Here is a 20,532-nt window from a genome sequence, read left to right on the forward strand (position 1 = left end):
GAAACGGCTGGGCCATCGCCCTCTACCAAGTCTCCAAACTCGACCCGGACACCACCGGCGAAGACCCCGAGGGCCAGTAAGGGCCGAGGCCGGACGGCGCGACCGGAAGCTCCGCCCGACCGACCGCGCTGCTCCTCGAGCCGACCGTTCGCCGCGGGCGCATGCGGGCGGTCGGCCTTCGCGGACCATCCTTCCGAAAAATATAGGCGGTCTTTACTAAGCAAGCCGCAGTCCGACTTTCGGATCACATTGACGATAAAATGTGCCAACTGGCACAGCTTTGCAGCATCTATCAAGCGGGCGGGAAGCCGCTCGGCATGGATACAAGTGAGCATTCCAGGGTCGACATAGGCACCCTCGAACCTCGACACAGAACGGATTGGGTAGCGACTGCAAAAGACCTTCGAAAGCATGGCGAATTCGTGAGCCTCGGTGGCCCACTGACACGTTCTCGACGCTAGTCGCGTTCAGGATCAGGTACTGTCGACGCCTTTACCGGTCCAGCTCCCGAACGCCTTGACGACGGCTACGTCGCAAGTGGTGGTCGTGACCGCCGAATTCCTCGTCCGAACAGGGCGGCCGCTGACGCGACGAGGCAATATCCAGCCGCGCCCGAATATCTGGAATCGTAACTGGATCAACCGCAAACGGCGGCTCCAGACGATGAGTCGTGCCCGCACTGAGGGGGATGGGTTGGTCGCTCAAACCGGTGGGTCGAGGATCTCAAGCGCCCAAGGGGAGAGCGCCGCGTTTTGTGCCAACCAGCAGTACCCGCAAGTGTCTCGCGGGGAAGCATTTCCGTGGCCCATCTGGTAGAAGGAAGATATGAAATTTGGGATCTCCACGTTTGTAACCGACGAAGGCATCCGCCCCACAGTGCTGGGAGAGGCACTGGAGGAGCGCGGATTCGACTCGTTGTTCCTCGCTGAGCATTCGCACATTCCGGTGGACCGGAAGAGCCCGCACCCCCGCTACGACGAGCTCCCGCGCCACTACTACCGCACGCTGGACCCGTTCGTGGCACTCACCGCAGCCGCGGTAAACACGTCGAACCTCGTGCTGGGCACGGGCATCGCGCTACTCGTCCAGCGCGACGTGTTCTACACGGCCAAAGAGGTCGCCTCACTGGACCTCGTGTCACGCGGCCGGGTGGTATTCGGTGTCGGCGTGGGCTGGAACCGCGAAGAGACGGAGGACCACGGCATCGACCCGAAGACCCGCGGTGCGCGGATCGACGAGCAGATCGAGGCGCTCAAGGTGATCTGGACCCAGGAGCAGGCCGAGTATCACGGCAAACACGTGAACTTCGACCCGATCTTCGCCTGGCCCAAACCCGTGCAGACCCCACACCCGCCCATCTACATCGGCGGCGGGAGCCCGGCCGCGCTGCGCCGGCTCGCCCGCCACGGCGACGCCTGGCTGCCAACCCAGCAAACCTCCGCCGACGAAATCCGCCGCGTCCGCGAATGGCTCGCCGAGCAAGGCCGCACCAACGTACCGTTCACCGTCTTCGGCGACGGCTCCACAGACACCGACGCGATCAAGCGATTCGACAAAGCCGGCGTCGAGCGCTACACATTCCTGCTACCCACAATGCCCGAAGCCGACACGATCACCGCACTCGACAACCTCGCCCGACTCGCGTCGGACCACCGATGAACCGAGACTCAACGAGCGCATGAAGTTCAAAAACCTCAACTCGCCACGGACGAGGGCCTCACTCCCACGCGCACACATCCCAGCACGCCCAGAGGGAGGCGGGCTCGGGCGCTGGCCGGTGCACGCATCGGCCAGCACGGATCAGACTGAAAAGTGGAGCTGGCATATTGCCATTCGAGGCGCGAGCCGGATTGATCGCCAAGACCGACGACAGCATCTTCATGATCCGGCGCTGGTTCGGCTTCTGGCTGTTGGGGACGACGGACACGAGATGGGCGCACGCTCGCGACGACCCCGCTGCCACTCGCGCCGACATCGACTATCTGCTCGACCAGGCGAACCGTTGGCTGCGGCGGCCGCTGCGCGACGCGGACGTGGTCGGGGTCTACGCCGGGCTTCGCCCGCTGGTCAGCGGACGCATTTCCAGTACCGCCGGCCTGTCTCGTGACCACTCGGTGATCACGGGGCCGCCTGGCCTGGTCACGGTGGTCGGCGGCAAGTACACGACCTATCGGATCATGGCCAGGGACGCCGTCGACGCCGCTACCGCTGGTGGGGGACGCACCGTCCCCCCTCGGAGACCGAAAGACTGCCCATCCTGGGTGCCTCGGGTTACCCCGCGTTGCTCAACCAGCGGCGCGCGCTGGCGGCGGAGGCAGGGTTGACCGAGCCCCAGATCAACCATCTCCTGGGCCGGTACGGCACGCTCACGCTGGACCTTCTCGACGTGATGGCCGACAGGCCCGAGTGGGTTCGCCCGGTGAAGGGTGCGCCGAACTATCTGACGGCGGAGCTCCACTACGCCGCCCGGAACGAAGGTGCGGTGCATCTCGACGACGTGCTGGAGCGGCGCACCCGAATCTTCATGGAGACTCCCGACCGAGGACTGGCTGCCGCGCCGTACGTGGCCGAGGTACTGGCCGAAGAACTCGGCTGGGACGACGACCGGCAAGCCGCGGAGGTGGCGCGGTATCAGTCGGCGCGGGAGGCCGACCGGCGCGCGCTCGCGGCGGCCTCCGACGACGACGCGGCGAACGCGCGCCGGGCCATGCGGAGCTGACCCGGCCCGGATTGGCGAATGCAGGATTGCGGGCGATGGCCTCTCGCGTTCGGCCCGGTCGAAGCTGGATTACCGTCTGTTTGAGGTTCACGCTGGCGGATTGCCCTCAGCCGAAGTAAGAACCGATCTTTGACTGACGCTGATAGGACGGTGAACGTAGAGGAGGGTGTAAGCGGTTGTTCGCGCTGCGCGGCTACAACCACACACCGCGCTGGATTGCAGCCCGGACGAGATCAACGAGGGTGTACATGCAGTGAGGCCTGGGCGCGCTCGCCTCCCCCACAAACGTACCCACGAAGCGTCCGCGCTGAACGGTCGCTACCTCGCGACGCAGTTCGAGTTGACTTGCCGGCTGATACCCGCTACCAGACGCACAGATATTTCTTAGAGGCACCGGTCAACACGCATATGGAAGGTGGAGTGCGGCGTCGCATGACGGACTACTTGGACGAACCAGACCGTACTGGCCCTGGCGGTAGGCCTCGCGACGCCGCCTTGGATGGGGCAATCCTCCGGGCCACCCGCCGACGGCTGGTCGTGGACGGCTATTCCAAAATGACCATCAAAGACATCACTGCCGATGCCAAGGTCGGTCGGAACACTCTGCGTCGACGGTGGAAGAACAAGTTCGACCTGGTTGTGGACGCCCTGGACTACGGTTTCCGCACGCAGGGCAACTTATCCGCGGTTGATCTGGATCGCCTTGAGCCAATCGACGCGCTCATAGAAGCCGTCCGCTATGTCGACCCCGCTAGCTATAGCGCCGACGCCATGATGCTGATAGGGAACCTCGCCGCCGAGTCCATCCGCACGCCAGAGTTAATGAATATCCTGCGCGAGCACGTAGTCCGACCACGCGTGGAATTCATTCAAATCGTGCTGACACAGCTGCGGGCGAGGGGCGCCGTCAGAGCCGACATCGACGTCCACACCATCTCGACATTATGCTTCGGCTCCTACTTTGCGAGCTACTACCGCGGCGAGATGGACGCACATATCCCTGAAGACGTTGTCACTGTTCTGTGGCCGACGATCGCTGGCCGTCGAACGAGCGCAAATCGGCGCTCGACCGCGCGGGCCGGGCGCGACGGGTAGTCGGCCCGCCAAAGATCGCGACCCGCCTGACCGCACGCGGCTGCACAAGTTGGTGAACCGGGTTGCTCGGCATCCCGCAGAAGGACCGCAGCGTGTTCTGGGGCTGGGCCCAGCAAAATCAACGATGCCCAAATCGGCGACGGGCTTTACCAGGCGCGGGCGGAAGCCGCCGAGTACCTGACCGCGTTGATCGAACGCAAGCGTGCGAATCCCGGGGCAGACCTGCTCTCTCCGAACTCGTCGCGGCGTCCGATGAGGACGGTGATCGGCTGAGCGCGGACGAGCTGGTCTCCACTTCGGTGCTGCTGTTGATCGCCGGCACGACACGTCGGTGCACCTCATCGCCAACGCCGGGCTGCGCTTGCTGACCTCGCCGGACCAGCTCGCCGCCTCGCGCGCCGATCTTTCGTTGGTGGACAACGTCGTGGAAGAGGTGCTGCGGTTCGAGTCCCCGGTGAACATCCTGCCGACGCGTTTCGCCGGTTCGGCGATCGAGCTGGCTTACGTGACCATTCCCGAGAGCGAGACAGGGCTGCTGTCGGCGCTCTCGACCAACCGCGACGCGTCGGTGTTCCCGGACCCGGACCGCTTCGACATCACCTGATCGGCCGCCGGCGAGCACAATTGTACACCCGAGAAGCCGGGCCCTCCCCGCGTGCCCGCAGCAGCCGAAAATGACGGCTCACGCCGCCGGGCGCCGGCCCCTCATTGCCACCACGCCGAGCGAAGCGAACCATAAACTCGGTCGTGTCAGCTTCTCCTTCCACCGCCCGACCGTCTCGGGGTCGAGGATGTCGCCGCCGGCGCGTTCGGCCAACTGGTCAAAGGTCAATGCCAGCCATTCCGTCCCGAGCGAACCGCCTTCGGAGAATGGAACTTCACATTCGACTCCGACCTCGGTGAGGCCATAGGAGACAGCCAGCCGGGGTAGCTTGCGGCCGTAGTCGACGTCGGCAGCACTCGCGAGGAGGTCGCGTAAGGTGCGCATGGCGCGAGCGTGGTCAGGATCCTCGTCAACGACACCGCTGGAGAACATGTCGCCCTCCTCGAGCAGCAGCCATCCGCCCGGACGCAGGGCCGCCACGAGTCGGCCGACGATCTCGTCGCGTTCGGACAGATGGTTGAGCAGCAGGCGGGCGTGCACGACGTCGAACGCGACCTCGGGCAGCGGGTCGACGCGAACGTCGGCTTGGCGCACCTCGACGTTCGCGGGCAGGTGGTGCAGGCCGCTGATGTCGAGGTCCACCGCGCTGACGTACCCGGTTGGACCCACCTGCTCCCCCATCCAGCGCGCGATCGATCCCGCACCTGCTCCAACCTCGAGGCACGCCCAGCCGGGAGCAAGCCCTAGCGAGCTCAGGCGCCGCCGGGTCGTCGGGTCGTAGGTAGCCTCCAACCCCTTGAGCCTGCGTTGCGCGCATTCCCACGCGTTGGTCAGCGCGTAGTCAGTACTCATTCTTACCTCCGTCAATCGACCTTCGATCTACTTCAGCCTTCCGTAGCGAGCGCCCAAAAAACAACTATTTGTCGCGTGATACTGCTCGCCAGGGCCGAAATTCCACCCCAAATTCACTGCTCGACGTCGTGACGATTCCGGTTCCCTGCCCCTTAGGCGGCTCGCTCCTGCGGAACCAGTGTTCGGTCATTTCCGCAGGAGCGAACTGTCAAGCACGCCGTGTCCGCGCCAAGTCGTCAGGAGTGGGGGTCGTTGACCTTGAGCGGGTCTCCGGTGTCGGACACGAACACGACCAGCAACCGCGCGCGGGCCGTCTGGCTGGTGTTCTGTGTGAGGACGTGGTGGGTGCCCGGCTGCTCGACCCAGTTCTGGCCTTGGTGGAAGGTGCTGATGGGCTTGTCGTCGAGTTGGCTGCGCACGGTGCCTTCGAGCACGTATGCGTAGACGAACGCCTGGCCGTGCCGGTGCGGCGCAGCGACCGCGCCGGGTGGGAAGTCGACGATCGCCGAGGTGAACGTCTTGCCCTGTACGTCCGGCAGCGCCTGCTGGATCAGGGGGGTCAAGGATTCGGCGGGCGGCTTTGCTCCCGCCGTGTCCTTCGGGTTCGGGGCCATCGAGGTGGCGGCGGGCTGGTCGGTCGGCTCGTCGGCAGCGGTGCAGGCCGTGACTCCGGCCAGCACCGAGAGCGCCAGGGCACTTGCGGTGATCCGCTTTGCGATCATGAGGGAGTCCTGTTCAGTCTTCGGTGATTCGGATAATCGTCTTGCCGGGCGTGCGCACGCCCGAGGTGAACGCGGCGCGTGCCTCGGCAAGTGGCGCTACAGTGCCGATGATCGGTTTGAGGCGTCCGGCGCGCACGCGTTCGGCGAGGTCGGCGAGCCGGACACGGTCTGGTTCGACGACGAAGAACACGGCTCGCCCGTCGGCGGGCTTGACTTGGGGTGGCATCGCGATCGTGACGAGCGTGCCGCCGGCGCGCACCAGCGCGGCCGAACGGGCGAGAACGTCGCCACCGATCACGTCGAACACCACGTCGACCTCACCGACGTCTTCGAGCCGATCGGACTGCACATCGAGAAACGCGTCGGCGCCGAACTCGAGCACCCGCTCCCTGTCCGCGGCCCGGCCCGTGCCGATCACCTTTGCCCCGGCCTCCCGGGCCAGCTGCACTGCGATCGACCCGACACCACCGGCGGCACCGTGGATGAGCACTGTCTGACCGGTGCCGAGCCGGCCGTGGTCGAACAGGCCCTGCCACGCGGTCAGCCCGGAGATCGGCAACGCGGCGGCCACGATGTGGTCGACTTCCGCGGGCAGCGGCGCGAGATTCCGCGCTTCCACCGCGGTGTATTCGGCGAGCGAGCCGTCGCGCGCCCAGTCGGCCATCCCGAACACCCGCTGCCCGATGCTCAGGCCGGTGGTGCCGTACCCCAGCTCGGTGACGACACCCGAGAGCTCGTGACCGGGCACGCTCGGCGTCCGGTCGCGGCCCGCGCGGTCGGTCCAGGTGGCCGGCCAGCTCAGCTCCCCCGGCGTGAAGCCGGCGGCGTGCACCCGCACGATGACGTCGTTTTCGGCAGCGTGCGGGTAGGGCAGCTCCACCGGGGTGAACCCGGCGACGCCCGCGTCGCGGTCTCGAACAGTGATGGCTCGCAATGACAGATCCTTCCTTGCTCTCCGGGTGCATGATCATCAGTGAGACGAGGCAGCCCCGCAAGATGTGACCGGGATCGGATCGCCGGGTAAGAAGCTCGGCGCCCGGGGACGCCGTGTACATGGTCAACGAATCAGGAGGAAACACGAATGCTTAACGGTGACGAGCACGTCCACCTCTACGAGGAGACCGACGGCGCAGTCGGCCACGACTGGCAGCCGGGGGTACCGGCGCTGGTCCTGATCACCAAGGGCCGCAAGAGTGGTTCGGACCGCAAGCTCGCGCTGATCTACCAGGAGGTGGACGGCAACCCGGTAATCGTGGCGTCCAACGGGGGCGCCCCGAAGCACCCGAGCTGGTATCTCAACCTGCAGGCCGATCCCCACGTCAGCGTGCAGGTGAAGGCCGACAAGTTCACCGCCCGCGCCCGCACGGCCGTCGGCGACGAGCGCGCGAAACTGTGGGACAAGATGGCCGAGGTGTGGCCGCACTACAACGAGTACGTGAAGAAGACCGACCGCGAGATCCCCGTGGTGGTGCTCGAACGGGTGTGAACACGAGGAAACGCGTGGCCCCGCCCTCGTTCGCGGTTCCGTGATTTCGCCGGTGGTCGAGGACGCCTTGTCGCAGCAAGCGGGCTTCGAGTCGCGCTCGGCCCGATATCGACCGGACTCCGTGGCGGAAGGCAGTGGAGGTTTGGCAGCCTTCCGCCACATGTGCGTCGAAATGGCGACGGGATTCTCCCTCAGGCCGCCTCCACGAGTATCCGAGGTATCAGACGCCGATTCGGCCAGGAGATCGGGATGTTGTGGCTCGGCGGCACAGATCGGTCGCGTTGTCAGCCTTCTTGATCTTGGCGAAGCGGACGTAGCGTTCGGCGTTTCGGCCCCTGGCCCACAGCGGAGAGGAACACGCGGGCTTCGACCCAGCGACGTCTCACTTGCGTGCTTCACCATCGACAGACGGAGCCCGGGACAGCCCCATGTCCGACCAGGTCCTGCCAGTTCCCCGTCTCCGCCGACGAGATACCGTGCCGCCGCCGTCAGCAACAACTCATCCTTCAACACTGCCGACAGGAACTGGACCTTATCGTCCAGAAACACCGGTCAGGCCGATTTCTGCGGTCTGCTCACTCAGGCCGAGGGCTCCCGCGGTAGCGCTGGCGGCTCGTCGAGGAACCGCAGGTGACATGCGGCCATCGTGTACGCGCTGTTCGCGGACTCCCGGGTCCGTGAACCGTCTTGCGGGCCCGTTCGCCTCGCCATCACCGCGGCGAGCGCGTCGCACCAGCCCTGCAGTGGCAACGCCCCGCCCCGGAATGTGGGGCTGCGCACTCGTCCCCGACATACGTCACACGCAGATCGCCTTCCACGTCGTGGAACTGACGAGGGAGTGCGTACTCGCAGCCCGGCAGCTGTGGGGGCCAGTACGGACCGGTCCTTCCTCGACGGCGCACCAGGCGTCCCCCAAAGCACCCCACTCAGGTTCGCCATCAGTCCACGTCTCGGGCGCCAACGCGAGCCGCGTCTGCATATCCAGCTCGGCCAGAGTGTGCACGTAGATCTGCGTATTGGTGACGGACCGATGTCCCAGGTGCGGCCGTACCCAACCGAGAGGATCCCCAATCACCTGCACGTACTGCCCTGGTCCGGCCTCGTCCAGCGTCCCCGTGGCTGTCAGATGGCTGCGCTGCAGCTGCGCCAGTGTGATCACCGCGAACGAGTGCCGCAGCATACGGGCGTGCACTACGGTCCGCAGGCCAGCCATCCGGCGTCGGCCGTTCGCCTCGGCGAACATCTTCTTCAACCGGGCCACCGACAGCAGCAAGCGGTGTTCGCCCAGCCACAAACGCGACGGGTCGGGTCCGGCGCCACACCGTTTTCCGGTTCACTGAGCACAAATCGCATACCTGCGACGATGGCGCTCCGGCCGGTGTGGACTACACCCCCTCGACGGCAGGACGGAGAGGTTCAGGAGCGCGGCGTGTACGTCCGGTGCCGGACTCGCCTGGCTCTCAGGAGCAAGCACCACGTCGGACCGCACGAGGCTCCAGTCGGGTCGCCGAGGTCGCGTCCGCGGTTCCGGGATCGCGACGATCGCGTTGCGGGCTCGGACCCAGCCGCTGTCGGATGCAAACCTGACGCACGCGCTGGAGGAGAACCTCGCAATCGTCCCGGCCGTCGCGTACCTCAGGGTCTGGCGCCCCTGCTGCCTCTGCTCGGCTGCGCGCCGCCTTGCTGCCGCCGCAGCGATACGGCCGCAGGGCGCTCACCAACTACCTCACGCACGCGGGTTCTCGGCCTCGCGGTGGTGGGCGCGCTTGCTTCGGCGTGGACGATCCCGACGGCGCTGCTTCGGACGTTGTGCGTGCCGTTCTAGGTGGCGCAGCTGGCGTTCAGCCACCCGTGGCTCTTGCGCTTCGCTACGGACCGGGCGAATCGTTGTAGCGCGCCAGGACGTATTGGACGCCGCCCGCCGGGCGGGTGCGCTGACGCAATCAGGCCCGGCCCGCGCTGCGGACCGGGCCTTGACGAGGCGATCAGGCTGGCGCACCGGCACCCGCAAGGACGTGCAGGGCCTCCGCGCCCTGCTGCCGCAGGGTCGGCAGCAACGGCCGCACGGGTTCGGGCAGCCCGGACAATACGACGTCGACCTCTTCGGGAGTGCCGACCTGGTCGAAGAAGCCGACCATCAAGTGCGGCGCGATCGGCGGGGCCGTGGCGATCACGTGCTGGGAGAACTTTGCCCAGGACTCGGCGGGCAGGTGCTCGCGCAGAGCAGGGAAGAGCACCGGCTCCTCATGCTCAAGATGCTGGTGGATGAGGTCGCGGACAGCGACTGCCGTTCCGTGCAGCGCGGCGCGGTCGTCGTCGCTCTCGAGCGGCACGGCGGCCAGGGCGTCGAGCTTGCGGTCGAGTTCGTCGTGTTCGTCGCCGAGGTCCGCGAGGCCCTTGCCCGCGTCCGGGGCGACGGCCGTGATCAGCGGCCACAGCTCGTCGTCCTCGGACTCGTGGTGGTGGTGCAGGTTCTGCACGAGAAAATCGCGCAGCTCGGCCAGCGCTGACAACGGCACCGCCCGATCGGCGGCAGCGTCGCTCAGCAGCGTGGTGGCGCGGCGGTGCAGGTCGTGGGTCAGGCGGGTCTCGACGACCGCCACGACGTCAGTCAGGGCTTCGCTCATGGCCTCCACTGTGCTGAGTACAGGGCTCTCCAATCAATCTGATTGCCCCTTCGAACCGCACGTCTGCCCGCCCGACACCTGCGCTGACCTTCGTGAACCGTTCCACTGCGGGACCCGTCGACCACGGACGGCGGATCTTTCTGGCGCCGCGCACGAGGTGCACGCGATCGGCGCCATCACGGGACAGGCCCTTCTCTCGCCGGTGACGGCCCGATCTTCGTCTCTACCATCATCGGCAAGGCTGCCGGCACCGATGTCAGGATCGGGGAACGAAGCCTGCATGCCCGAGCGCGCGGAGAACCGAAAGGCGGCCAGCGGGATTCCTCGCCCTGCCCAGGGCCGGCGCCGCGGGGCTCGCCGCGGGCGCCACCCGCCTCGGCGGGCGCACCACCCAGCCGGCGCCGCGGAGACCCAGCACCTCCTCGGCGCACGGCACGAAGACGCGCTCACCGACCCACTGCCAGTCCGGCCTGCTGAGGTGTCCGCCAGCACGTTCGTTCGTGCCCTTCGGCGGCTATCCCGCACCGCAGCGCCGGACGCGCGACGCCGACTTGAACGCGTGGAACGCTGTGAGCCTGGCGGGACCGTCGGTCGGAAGGCTCCCCTGCTCCATCACACGTGACGATCCGGCTCCGTGACGGCAGCAGGCGGGTGTCATTCGTCCTGTGACGATCATCATTCCCGCCGCCCGAGTCCGGGAAACCGTTGCGCGCTGCACCGAGACCGGCGGAAGGGAAATACGCGACAAATAACCCCAGAACGACGCGAAACTTCGGACCGCAGCGGGTTCAGCAGTGACCTCGCTGTGATCTACACCTCGATCACGGGTCCACCGTGTTCAACACTCGATGAGATTGAAATCGATCCGCGCACTCTACGCCGACATGATCGACTCGTCCACCGTGTTGCCACGCCAGCCCTGCCTGCCAACTCCGGATCCACTACCCGTCTTACCCGGTTGTTGATTTCCTTCTGGACTTTATGGTCCCGTCTTGCTAGGAAGGTAATTGAAACTTTGACAGCTAGCGCCGGCCGCCGCACCGCTGAATCGGCCACCCTCACTTCGGAAGGAAAAAGTCTCATTCAGAGTCTCAGGCGTCGCTCGTCAAGTGTTTATTGAATAGCCAATACGATAAAGGGCATGCAGGGTGATCTTTCCTCGCAATTTCTGACGCCCTTGGTTTGAGAAATAATTGGTGATCAGCGTGATGCGATATCTACTTCTACATGCAAATAGTACCTCTTATCAGACGACGCCGTTTGAGCTGGTCGCCGACGCCCCGGTGGACGGATTCGGCGCGGAAACGAGCAGTCAAGTGGACGATCCGGGAGTCAACGTGGTTCTAGCGCGCTATGCCAAGCTCGAGGATACTTTGGGCCGATATGAGCCAAGGTCGACGGTTCTTAATCGGCGTCCTGGGCCGACAAAAAACGTGCGTTCGCCACTTGAGGGCCGCTCGGCGACCGCCGCCCACGCGGCCGGTGGTGACCCCGATTGGGATCAGTGTTCGGCACGCCGCGCTGGCGGTCCCCGAACTACACCAATCCTGACCAATCCCGCATTTCATCAACGGGTGTGACCGACTCTGCGCTGAGTGCTCGAGTTTTGGCATGAGACGAATTTTCCGCCGAAGTAGAAGCCTAGCGTTTTCGTTGCTTGATCGAATATGCGGACGCGTTGCACACAGGCGATCGAAACGATACTTCGTGGATCCCTTTGATGCCGATCGCCAGGAAATTTTAACCAAAATCTGATCCTGCAAGGAAACCGGCAGGCCGAAGTGCACGCACTCGCTTCCGCCGCCTTCACAGGCGCTCTGTGATCGGCAGGGAGCTGACCGATGATAAGACTGTTACATTCAGGGAAATCACATCCTTCCGTCTCCTGGCAAGAGACAACCTGAATGCCATGATTGGGCGAACCAGCAGATCAGCTGGCGGCTCGCCGCCACCCAGCCTCAATCGCGACGTGACGCGTCGCTACCGCGACTGGGAAGTCAATAATAACTCGAGGTCGTGGCCAGGACCTCGAAGTTTGAACATGCGTCGGTTCTGGGTGCCCGCCCTTGCGTGGCGCGCGAGGCCGACGAGAGCAGTTACGCGCGTTGAGTCCCGAAGTTCGCCCCTCATGTCAACGGTCTCTAAGAATTGACCCCCGGGCAGGACTCTGAAAGTTGACCCCCGTGCTGGTGCCGACAGGGGGCGAGCCAGGCTCGACGCGGCCGCGCGGCTCCCGCCATAGACGGCCGCCGCACCAAGTCCGGCCGATTCGGCAGCGACCGCCCGAACGGCGCCGAGGCTGGATCTAGGGATCTCCATAACAACCGCCCCGCGCCCGGTGACTTCGACAGTCCAGGCTCTGGCCCGCCCCGGAATCGGCATGGTGGAGTGTCTTCTTCCATGGGCTCTTCCCGGCCGGCTCGGTTACTGGAGCCCCAAGGCTGCCGGACCTATCGCCAGGATCGAGCGACGGCCGCGGGGCGTGTACTGCGGCGCTGTGGCGTTTCGCCAACCCGGAAAGGTCTCGCCCATGAGGTCCTCCGCTGGCATCCGCAGCCTCACGATCTCGACCCGCCCGGGTTACGCGGCGTACGAGACCGGGGCGGTATCACCTGGTCGTCGGAACCGGACGCCGAGTGGGACGAGCTGTGGACGAAGACCGCTGTCCCCGACAGATCGGCGCCTCCTTCCTGACACAGGAACCGCCCGGCCCACGTCGGGCCCACAACATCCTCGCCCTGCCAACCCCAGCCGACAAAGGAGAGAGAATCAGTCCTTCGTGAGTTGGCTCCGGACCTCGTGGTCCCGCTCGAGGCTCCAGATGGCGGGAGCCTTGCCGTCGAGTTCCTCCCACACGCGCTGGACGTCGAAGACCATCGCGGGCTCGAACACTGGCATACCACCGTAGTCCGGAAGCAACTGTTCACGGGCGGCCCGGTGAGCGTCCCTGATATCGCCGCCGGCGTTCTTCACGTTCTCCACGGCCCTGAACAGCCTGGTGATGAAGTCCCTGGTGAGGTCGATCGCGCGCTGGGCTTCAGCCTTGGTGTGTGCAATCTGGCCACCGCCGCCGACCAGTACCTCGACATCCAGTTCGGCGATCTTGTCCAGGGTACCGGTCATCCAGTCGCGATGGTAGGCGTCGCCGCTGTAGACGACCGAACCGTTCTCCACCATACAACCCGTGAACAGGACCTTCTGTGAGGGAACATAGGCGACGATGTCGCCGGAGGTGTGGCCCTTGCCGAGCCAGGACAGCTCCACCGTGCCGCGGTTGCCGCCGAGGTCGATGCTGAGGTTCCGGTCGAAGGTCATCGTCGGCCACGTCAGCCCCGGGATCTCCTCGTGCCCGTCGAACGACCAGGGCAGGCGGCCGAGCTCGACGTCCCAGTCCTCTTTCCCACGCTCGGCGATGAGGCGCGCGGTCTCAGCGGACGCCACGATCTGCTCGGCCTGGAATGCTGTGGCGCCGAGGACCCTAACGGCGTGGTAGTGCGACAGCACCAGGAACTTGACCGGCTTGTCAGTGTGTTGGCGCAGCTCCTCAAGCCACCGCCGCGCCATCAGCGGCGTCGCACGCGCATCGAACGCTACGAGGAAGTCCTCGCCTTCGATGGCACCGACGTTGTTGTCACTCTCGGTGAGAGCCCAAATGCCGTCTCCAATGGACTCCAGAGCCTCGGCCTTCGGGGCGGTGTCGCCGGCAGAGGCAAATGGCTTTGACACGTGTGGCTCCCTCGCTAAGTACCGGCTGTAGCAGATTAGGTCGCTTCAGAGAATGAGCGCCTTCGGTGAGCAGCTTCTTACCTCGAGTCCTCCGGGGGGCCGAACCGGCTGCCTCGGCCTCCACTCCGGCGGCCCCACCCGCCTGGTACCGCAAGGCGGCATCCGCCGACTGGTGCTCACGGTTGAGGCGGGTGCGCACCGGCTATTCCTAGCTGTTGTGGGTCGTGACGTTGGTGTCGGCTGTCGGGGCCTGAGGCGAGGGACGGGTCTTTCGGCGGCAGGATGGAAGTGCGACCAACACATCCGCCGAGAGAAAGACCCGTCCGTGCACCACCGTAATGCTCCGCTGTCTGTCGAGGGCCGTCGCAGGCCCGTGCCGTACACGGAGGATGCGCACCGGCGCCACGAAGGTCCGCACCGATAACGCTGGTTCCTGGTGAGGAGCCGTCGTCGTGCGTGCGCAGGGCATTGGTCGGCACTTCCCGGCGACACCAGCTCCAGCTCAACCGGCCAAGACAACTTCGATACAGACCCTATTGCCTCAGCGGCGATGCCAGGGCGCCGGATCCGGCGCACTCGGGGCCGAATTAGCTCGCCGATTCCGCCCTATGAAGCGGTGACTCCAGGCCCTAGTCTGCACCGGCTGTAGCTGCGGACGATGACCTGAGTGGACTCCAACCGGCAACCCTTGCGTGAAGGAGAAAAGGAGGTCGTCATAGCGGGAATCCGCAGAATGAGTCCGGATAACCCGGAAGAGGTGCGGCGCTTCCAGGATGACGGCGGTCAACTGGAGATGGCAACCTCGACAAAGGTGCGGTGGCGCGCAACGTTTAGGCCCGGCTGGCAGTGGTCCAATCATGTGAAGCCGATCGCGGGAACCGAGAGCTGCGAGGTGCCACACAGGGGCTACGTCATTTCGGGGCGTATGACTGTCAGGATGAACGACGGGGAGGAAGAGACGTTCGGGGCCGGCGACTTCATGCTCATCCCGCCAGGACACGCCGGATGGGTCGTGGGCGACGAGCCGTGCGTGGTGATCGACTTGCAAGGCATGACTGACTGCGCCACGCAAAAGACGTAAGCAGGCGAAACCCTGAGGCGACCGAGCGGCGCGCTGAAGCTGCCGCACATGCTCGAACTCCAACTGCATGGAAGGTGTGCGGCTGACACTCATGCGCGGATTCGCCCTGCTCGCCCGCACCGCCGGCCTCATCGGCCAACTCGCCGAGGAACTGCGCCCCCGGCCAACGACATCTTCTCCCCGTCGACCGCCACACCGAACCCGTTGGATCCGACGCCTAACCACCGCGACGTGACCAGCCGTAGATGTTCAGCACTATGTGAACGGCGGATGCTACCTGCGGGCCAGCGCGGCGGCCGGTGCGATGCTGTCACTGTTCTCCGAGGTCGACGCCGACCAACCCGACGCGCGGGCCGAGCTGCAGGTCAGCCAGCGGCTCAAGAGCTTCACGCCGTACCTTGCGTGGCTGGACGCGCTCGCGCGGGGCCCGCACGACCTCAGTGGTCGGACCCCGGCTGTTCGCTCGGTCGGTCACGGCGGACGGGGCGAGGCCGTGTTCTTCTCCGGGTTGGCCATTTGCAGCACGCCTCACCAACGGACCTGTCGATCGGAGTTTCGCAGGCGACTGGCGCAGACGAGGTCTGCTACCCGAACGCCACAAGCCAGATCAGGCGGACTCCGACGTCAGGCCCTCACGGACGGCAAGGAGCGCTGCCTGGGTCCGTGAGACAACGCCCAACTTGGCGAACAAGTTGCTGACGTGCGTGCGGGCGGTGCGTTCACTGATCTGCAGCTTCTGCGCGATCTGGATGTTGGACTGCCCGGCCGCGAGGTGGATCAGCACCTCACGTTCACGCGGCGTCAGTCCGTCGAGGCCGGCGCCATCTGGTTCGACTGGATCGGTCAAGCTGCGGGTGACCGCGGAGTCCAGATACAGCTCGCCGCGAGTCGCGGCCCGCACCGCCGCGACGATCTCGTCGGACCCCGCATCCTTGAGGAGGTAACCGGACAGGCCGGCATCGATGGCCCGCCGGACGTTCGCTATCTCACTGAAGCTGGTCATGATCAGGATCTTCACTCTGGGATACCGCGCAGTGATCAGACTTCCGACCTCTATCCCGTCGACACCCGGGATGACCAGATCCATGAGGATTACATCCGGTAGCCGGCCCTCCTGGGCCAGTTCCGCCAGGCGCCCCAGCGCGTCCGCCCCATCGACGGCCTCGCCCACCACCGAGAACCCGGGAACCGCGTCAGCATACGAACGCAGGCCGGCCCTGACCACCGCGTGGTCGTCGACGAGCATCAGCCGGATCTGCTCGGAGGGCGGCTCGTTCACGGTTCCTCGCCCGTCGGGTCGCTCGGCTCCTGCCATTCGATCTCGGCGGCTCCCTCAGTGGGGCGTGCCCTGCTTCCGGTGTCGGCAGGGCAGAACTCGAGACGTACGAGGGTGCCGTTGCCGGGAGCTGTCACGATGGTGAGTTTCCCCCCGAGCCGCCCTGCGCGCTCGCTCAGCGAGATCAGACCCACGTGGCCGGGGAGAGAACTGCGTTCTTGGAATCCCACCCCGTCATCCGATGTCTCGATGACCAGGAGCGTTCGAGATTCCTCGCGACGTTGCGCAAATCGAATCACCGCGTTCTTCGCCCGGGCATGCTTGGTGACGTTGTGGTACGCCTCACGAATGAAGTACCACACTTCCTCCTGTTGGTCGGGAAGCAGGTCGATCTCGCCGACTTCGTCGACGACCTTCACCGCAAGGTCGGTGTCGCGACTCGTCGCCGCGACCCACTCGCGGATCGACGTCACCACGGACCTCTCCTTGGGCTGAGGTAGCCGCAATTCCGCGATCATCGCACGGAACGACTTCACCACCGACTGGGACAGATCTACCACCCGGGCGGCGTCGGCACGGATCTTGGCCACCGCCTCGGCCCCGGAGGCCTCGTTGGTGAGCCCGATGGCCCGGGCGTGCATCGACAACGAGAACATCTCTTGCACGATGGAGTCATGCAGATCACTGGCCAACTTACGGCGCTCTTCCATCGCCGCGCGGGCGCGGCTGTCGACGATCATCCCTGCGTGGTCGATGGTCACCGCGGCCTGGTCCGCGACGGCCGACAGGAAGTAGATCTCGTCGGGGTCTGGGTTCCGCCCGGGCGGATAGAAGGCACTTAGGTAACCGAGCACGCCGTTGTGCGAGATCAAAGGCGCGGCCACGAAGCTCTCCCAGGAGATCGCCTGATGTATCGACATGATCGGCGCCCACGAAGGATCGTTGCGAAAGGTTTCCCAGCGACGGGATACGACGACGGGCCTGCGTTCCGCTATGGCATTAAGGGAGACCATTTCGGCGCCGAGAGCCTCGCACTGGATGAGCCGGTCGCGCAATTCATCCGCAGTTCCGGGTAGACCCGACAAGGCACCGATGGGCAGTGCGCTCCGGCCTGCGTCGCTGAGGCGGATATGAACGGCCGCAAGTCCGGCCAACTGCCGAACCTCGCTCGCCAATGCCGCGAGAGTGTCGGGCAGCGAACCCGATCCCGCCAGGGTCGCCGCCACTCGCGACATTGCATGAAAACCTCGATCAACAGCCATCATCGCCTGCCGCATTGACTGACAAGAGAGCCAAAGTTCCGATCTCCTCCCGCGGCAGGGCAACCTCACCACGCTGAGTGGACCTTGAAGGTTACCACGCCAAATGTCAGTGGACCCCGGAGACCAGATCGGATCCGTGACCGGCTGGTTGCGTGACGTCATAAATCGAGCACGAGCTTGGGACACGCGGCTCGAGAAACACAGATCATCATCGTCTTGCCTTCTTCGCGTTCCTCATCCGTGAGGATGGAATCGAGATGTTCCGGCGTCCCGGAAAGCACTTTCGTCTCACAGGTCCCGCACGTACCCTGCTCGCACGAATAGGGAGGCCGGGCCCCGGCGCGTTCGACCGCCGCGAGAATGGTCTCGCCGGGCGATACCGTCACCGTACCGCCTGTCCGGGCCAGCTCGACCTCGAACGACTGGTGGTCTGCCGGATCGGGTACCGCCTTCGGGACAAACCGCTCCAGCCGCAGCGAGCCGGCCGCCCAGTTCGCACACCGTTCCTCGACGGCGAGCAGCAAGGACTCCGGTCCGCAGCAGTAGACGAGGACGTCGTCGGCCGGAGTCCCGAGCCACTCGTCCAGGTCGAGTCGGCCGGTCTCGTCTTCAGGGCAGACGACGACCTTGTCCCCGTACTTCGATACCAGCTCGGATATGTACGCCATCGACGCGCGGGTGCGCCCGCCGTACACCAACCGCCACTGAGCGCCGGCCTCCTCGGCCGCGGCGACCATCGGCAGGATCGGCGTGATCCCGATACCGCCGGCGATGAACAGGTAGCGCGGCGAGGGCAGCAGCGGAAAGTTGTTCCTCGGCCCCCGAACTCGCACCGAGGCGCCTTCGGCCAGCCGATCATGGACGTACGCGGACCCGCCGCGCCCGTCGGGCTCGCGCAGCACCGCGACCCTCCACTCGTCGCGCGCCGGGCGACCGCAGAGGGAGTACTGCCGCACGAGCCCGTCATCGAGGAGAAGATCCACGTGGCTCCCGGCTTCCCACGCGGGAAGACCCTCTCCCGACCGGCTCGACAGCACCAGCTCTACGACACCCTGGGCGACGACGGTCCGCTTCCGCACCACAAGGTCGAGTTCGACCTCTCGCCGCGTCGTGTCCATCTCAGGCACCGTTCAACTCCACATCGTTGTCACTTCCGAAGGCCGGCCGACCAGCGACGGTAGGACGGCCTTCGGAAGCGATGGCGGTTCGATCAATCAGTGACGTTCGTCGGGACCAGCGTCTGCCACGCAACCCCCTGGGCGATGATTCCCGATCCGGCGGTGAATTTGGCCCAGTCGACGGAGCCGTCGAGGCCTTCGGGATCGCCGCCGGCCTCGACGCGGCGCGCCGCGTCGATCAGCAGGCGTCGCATGCGCACCACGGCGATGTCCGCCGCGACGAGGTGTTCTTTCGACCGATCGACGATGGGCTCCATCGAATCGGTCACCAGTGCGTCCTGGGGAATGAGGCCGGCCACGCCCGAGAACGAGGTGCCCGCCACCATCGCCTCGCGATCCTGCTTAGGATTCAGGGTGTAGTCCGGCGCTCGGACATCCTCGAGGCTCCGCCACTTCAGCCATTCCGCCTTGTCGATCGGCTTCGCCGGATCGCCCGTCACCACATACGTGCAGGTGTGCGTGTCGTCGATCGGGACGTACATGAAACCCAGGTTCATCGGGGGGATCAGCGCCTGGAACGGCATGATGAACGGCGTCACGCGAACGTAGGACTGGCCTTCGTGCTCACCCTTGAGCTTCCGGATCGCCGCATAGTGGAAGCCGAACTTCGTGTCCTCGACCTCGAGCAGGGGAGCGTCGTCGGTCGTCGGGAAGCGGTCCCGGCCGATACCGTCCGGGTCGTATTCGCCTGTCCTGGCGAGGGCGATCTCGGTTTGGTGGAGCAGGCCGACATGGGATGAGTCGATCTCTCCCTCGACCCCCTGGATGAAGTTGCCCCGCTGCACGGCCTTCGTCGTCGCCAGGTGGCCGCGCGGCACGTTCATCCAGACGTAGCTCGGCGGCGGGGGCTGCTTGTCCGCCGGGCCCAGGTACACCCACACGATCTGACCGGCCTCGTGCACCGGGTGAGCCGGCGCCCGCAGGCGGCTACGGAACCGTGAGTCCGGGAGGTTGGGCGTCTCCTGGATCGACCCGTCCGCCCCGAACTTCCACCCGTGGTACAGGCAACGGATACCGCAGTCCTCCACGCGGCCGATCGCCAGCGAAGCGCCGCGGTGCATGCATTTCTCGTCCAGCACGCCGACGGTTCCAGAGGAATCACGGAACACCACGAAATCCTCGCCGACCAAGCGGAACTTCCTCGGGGGTCCGTCCGGCTCGGCCACGTCGCTCGAGAGGCAGATCGGGAGCCAGTACCGGCGCAGCAGCGCACCCATCGGCGTGCCTGGCCCGACCCGGCAGAGATACGCGTTCTCCTCAGCACTCAGCATTGAGACTCCTGTTCCGGCGTTCCCGCCCACGTGATGGCCGTCTTGTCGCCCTCGAGTGAGCGATCGACGACAACATCGAGATCGAGCAGTACCAATGGATTTCCGCGGGACACTTCGAAGCGCTTCACCAGCGCAACGGATTCGTACCCGGAGGGACTGACGCGCAACTCCGACGGCTTCGTCCACCCGTCTCGGTATCCCTTGAGGATCGCAATGCACGCGTCATCCAGCAGATGGACGATCGATGTCAATTTGAGTCCCTCCTATCACCTACTGGATCGAACCTACGGCGCGCTCGTGGACGCAGCAATCGGTCTTTCCCCCCAGAGCGCACTAGGTCATTCGACATACTGCCTACGTCATCTGACGTAGACGATCGATTGTTCGCCCACCCCTTGCGGCAGCGCAGACCGCAGATCCCCCGGGAAATCTGAACCGTGCATTGACACCGACAGTCGTGACGTTTCAGAATCACGCAACTCGCCCGGTCCCACCAATGCGCCGGCCGAGTACGGCGCTCTTGGGAAATCCGGCTCCGGCGCGAGGAACGCCCTGGCTCTGCCGTGCAAATCGCACGGTGCCAAATATGTTCACGGTTCGTCAGTGGCCAGGTGCGTCCGGCACGCCACCCTG

General features: G+C 65.5%; 18 protein-coding genes. 7 read left to right on the forward strand and 11 right to left on the reverse strand.

Annotated features, from left to right (window positions below; genetic code table 11):
• Positions 1 to 825: 825 nt before the first annotated feature.
• The 5 genes from AB0M56_RS46210 to AB0M56_RS46230 all read left to right on the forward strand — a co-directional run bounded on the left by AB0M56_RS46210 (position 826) and on the right by AB0M56_RS46230 (position 4,418).
• Positions 826 to 1,659, forward strand: coding sequence for an LLM class F420-dependent oxidoreductase (locus tag AB0M56_RS46210; protein ID WP_364188718.1), 834 nt, complete (start codon positions 826 to 828; stop codon positions 1,657 to 1,659).
• 191 nt (positions 1,660 to 1,850) lie between these two features.
• Positions 1,851 to 2,324, forward strand: a complete 474-nt coding sequence (locus AB0M56_RS46215) for an FAD-dependent oxidoreductase (protein ID WP_364188721.1) — start codon at positions 1,851 to 1,853, stop codon at positions 2,322 to 2,324.
• On the forward strand, positions 2,282 to 2,719 hold the full coding sequence (locus tag AB0M56_RS46220; protein WP_364188723.1) for a glycerol-3-phosphate dehydrogenase C-terminal domain-containing protein: 438 nt from the start codon (positions 2,282 to 2,284) through the stop codon (positions 2,717 to 2,719). Before AB0M56_RS46215 ends, AB0M56_RS46220 begins: the two co-directional genes overlap by 43 nt.
• Positions 2,720 to 3,151: 432 nt before the next feature.
• Complete coding sequence (locus AB0M56_RS46225) at positions 3,152 to 3,814, forward strand: TetR/AcrR family transcriptional regulator C-terminal ligand-binding domain-containing protein (RefSeq protein WP_364188724.1); 663 nt, start codon at positions 3,152 to 3,154, stop codon at positions 3,812 to 3,814.
• 331 nt (positions 3,815 to 4,145) lie between these two features.
• Positions 4,146 to 4,418, forward strand: coding sequence for a cytochrome P450 (locus AB0M56_RS46230; RefSeq protein WP_364188727.1), 273 nt, complete (start codon positions 4,146 to 4,148; stop codon positions 4,416 to 4,418).
• A 78-nt stretch (positions 4,419 to 4,496) separates the two neighbouring features.
• Here AB0M56_RS46230 and AB0M56_RS46235 read toward each other — a convergent pair whose 3' ends face one another.
• The 3 genes from AB0M56_RS46235 to AB0M56_RS46245 all read right to left on the reverse strand — a co-directional run bounded on the left by AB0M56_RS46235 (position 4,497) and on the right by AB0M56_RS46245 (position 6,926).
• Entirely contained in the window at positions 4,497 to 5,270 is a 774-nt protein-coding gene (locus AB0M56_RS46235; protein ID WP_364188881.1) for a methyltransferase domain-containing protein, read from the reverse strand.
• Positions 5,271 to 5,506: 236 nt separating this feature from the next.
• Positions 5,507 to 5,992 (reverse strand): cupin domain-containing protein, encoded by a 486-nt coding sequence (locus tag AB0M56_RS46240; protein ID WP_364188730.1) that lies wholly within the window; start codon positions 5,990 to 5,992, stop codon positions 5,507 to 5,509.
• Between the two features lie 13 nt (positions 5,993 to 6,005).
• Positions 6,006 to 6,926, reverse strand: coding sequence for an NADP-dependent oxidoreductase (locus tag AB0M56_RS46245; RefSeq protein ID WP_364188732.1), 921 nt, complete (start codon positions 6,924 to 6,926; stop codon positions 6,006 to 6,008).
• A 147-nt stretch (positions 6,927 to 7,073) separates the two neighbouring features.
• Between AB0M56_RS46245 and AB0M56_RS46250 the strand changes: the two genes are divergently transcribed.
• Positions 7,074 to 7,478, forward strand: coding sequence for a nitroreductase family deazaflavin-dependent oxidoreductase (locus tag AB0M56_RS46250; protein ID WP_364188735.1), 405 nt, complete (start codon positions 7,074 to 7,076; stop codon positions 7,476 to 7,478).
• Between the two features lie 796 nt (positions 7,479 to 8,274).
• On the opposite strand, the gene AB0M56_RS46255 is transcribed toward AB0M56_RS46250, so the two are convergent.
• From AB0M56_RS46255 to AB0M56_RS46265, 3 genes are all read right to left on the reverse strand, one after another.
• Entirely contained in the window at positions 8,275 to 8,751 is a 477-nt protein-coding gene (locus AB0M56_RS46255) for a hypothetical protein (RefSeq protein ID WP_364188738.1), read from the reverse strand.
• Positions 8,752 to 9,463: 712 nt separating this feature from the next.
• Positions 9,464 to 10,105, reverse strand: a complete 642-nt coding sequence (locus tag AB0M56_RS46260) for a hemerythrin domain-containing protein (protein WP_364188741.1) — start codon at positions 10,103 to 10,105, stop codon at positions 9,464 to 9,466.
• A gap of 2,769 nt (positions 10,106 to 12,874) precedes the next feature.
• Entirely contained in the window at positions 12,875 to 13,831 is a 957-nt protein-coding gene (locus AB0M56_RS46265; RefSeq protein ID WP_364188744.1) for an MBL fold metallo-hydrolase, read from the reverse strand.
• 667 nt (positions 13,832 to 14,498) lie between these two features.
• Between AB0M56_RS46265 and AB0M56_RS46270 the strand changes: the two genes are divergently transcribed.
• Positions 14,499 to 14,912, forward strand: a complete 414-nt coding sequence (locus AB0M56_RS46270; RefSeq protein ID WP_364188747.1) for a cupin domain-containing protein — start codon at positions 14,499 to 14,501, stop codon at positions 14,910 to 14,912.
• A gap of 607 nt (positions 14,913 to 15,519) precedes the next feature.
• Here the strand turns inward: AB0M56_RS46270 and AB0M56_RS46275 are convergent.
• From AB0M56_RS46275 to AB0M56_RS46295, 5 genes are all read right to left on the reverse strand, one after another.
• Complete coding sequence (locus AB0M56_RS46275; RefSeq protein WP_364188750.1) at positions 15,520 to 16,191, reverse strand: response regulator transcription factor; 672 nt, start codon at positions 16,189 to 16,191, stop codon at positions 15,520 to 15,522.
• Positions 16,188 to 17,414 carry a GAF domain-containing protein gene (locus tag AB0M56_RS46280; protein WP_364188753.1) on the reverse strand — a complete coding sequence of 409 codons (1,227 nt, stop codon included), beginning with the start codon at positions 17,412 to 17,414 and terminating at the stop codon, positions 16,188 to 16,190. The genes AB0M56_RS46275 and AB0M56_RS46280 overlap by 4 nt, the downstream gene beginning before the upstream one ends.
• A gap of 194 nt (positions 17,415 to 17,608) precedes the next feature.
• Positions 17,609 to 18,568, reverse strand: coding sequence for a PDR/VanB family oxidoreductase (locus tag AB0M56_RS46285; RefSeq protein WP_364188755.1), 960 nt, complete (start codon positions 18,566 to 18,568; stop codon positions 17,609 to 17,611).
• Positions 18,569 to 18,660: 92 nt separating this feature from the next.
• Positions 18,661 to 19,899: a Rieske 2Fe-2S domain-containing protein gene (locus AB0M56_RS46290; RefSeq protein ID WP_364188884.1), complete on the reverse strand. Its 1,239-nt coding sequence runs from the start codon at positions 19,897 to 19,899 to the stop codon at positions 18,661 to 18,663.
• Complete coding sequence (locus AB0M56_RS46295; protein ID WP_364188757.1) at positions 19,893 to 20,150, reverse strand: hypothetical protein; 258 nt, start codon at positions 20,148 to 20,150, stop codon at positions 19,893 to 19,895. Before AB0M56_RS46295 ends, AB0M56_RS46290 begins: the two co-directional genes overlap by 7 nt.
• Positions 20,151 to 20,532: the final 382 nt, after the last annotated feature.

Origin of the sequence: Amycolatopsis sp. NPDC051372, assembly GCF_040682095.1 — a bacterium.
Lineage (GTDB): Bacteria > Actinomycetota > Actinomycetes > Mycobacteriales > Pseudonocardiaceae > Amycolatopsis.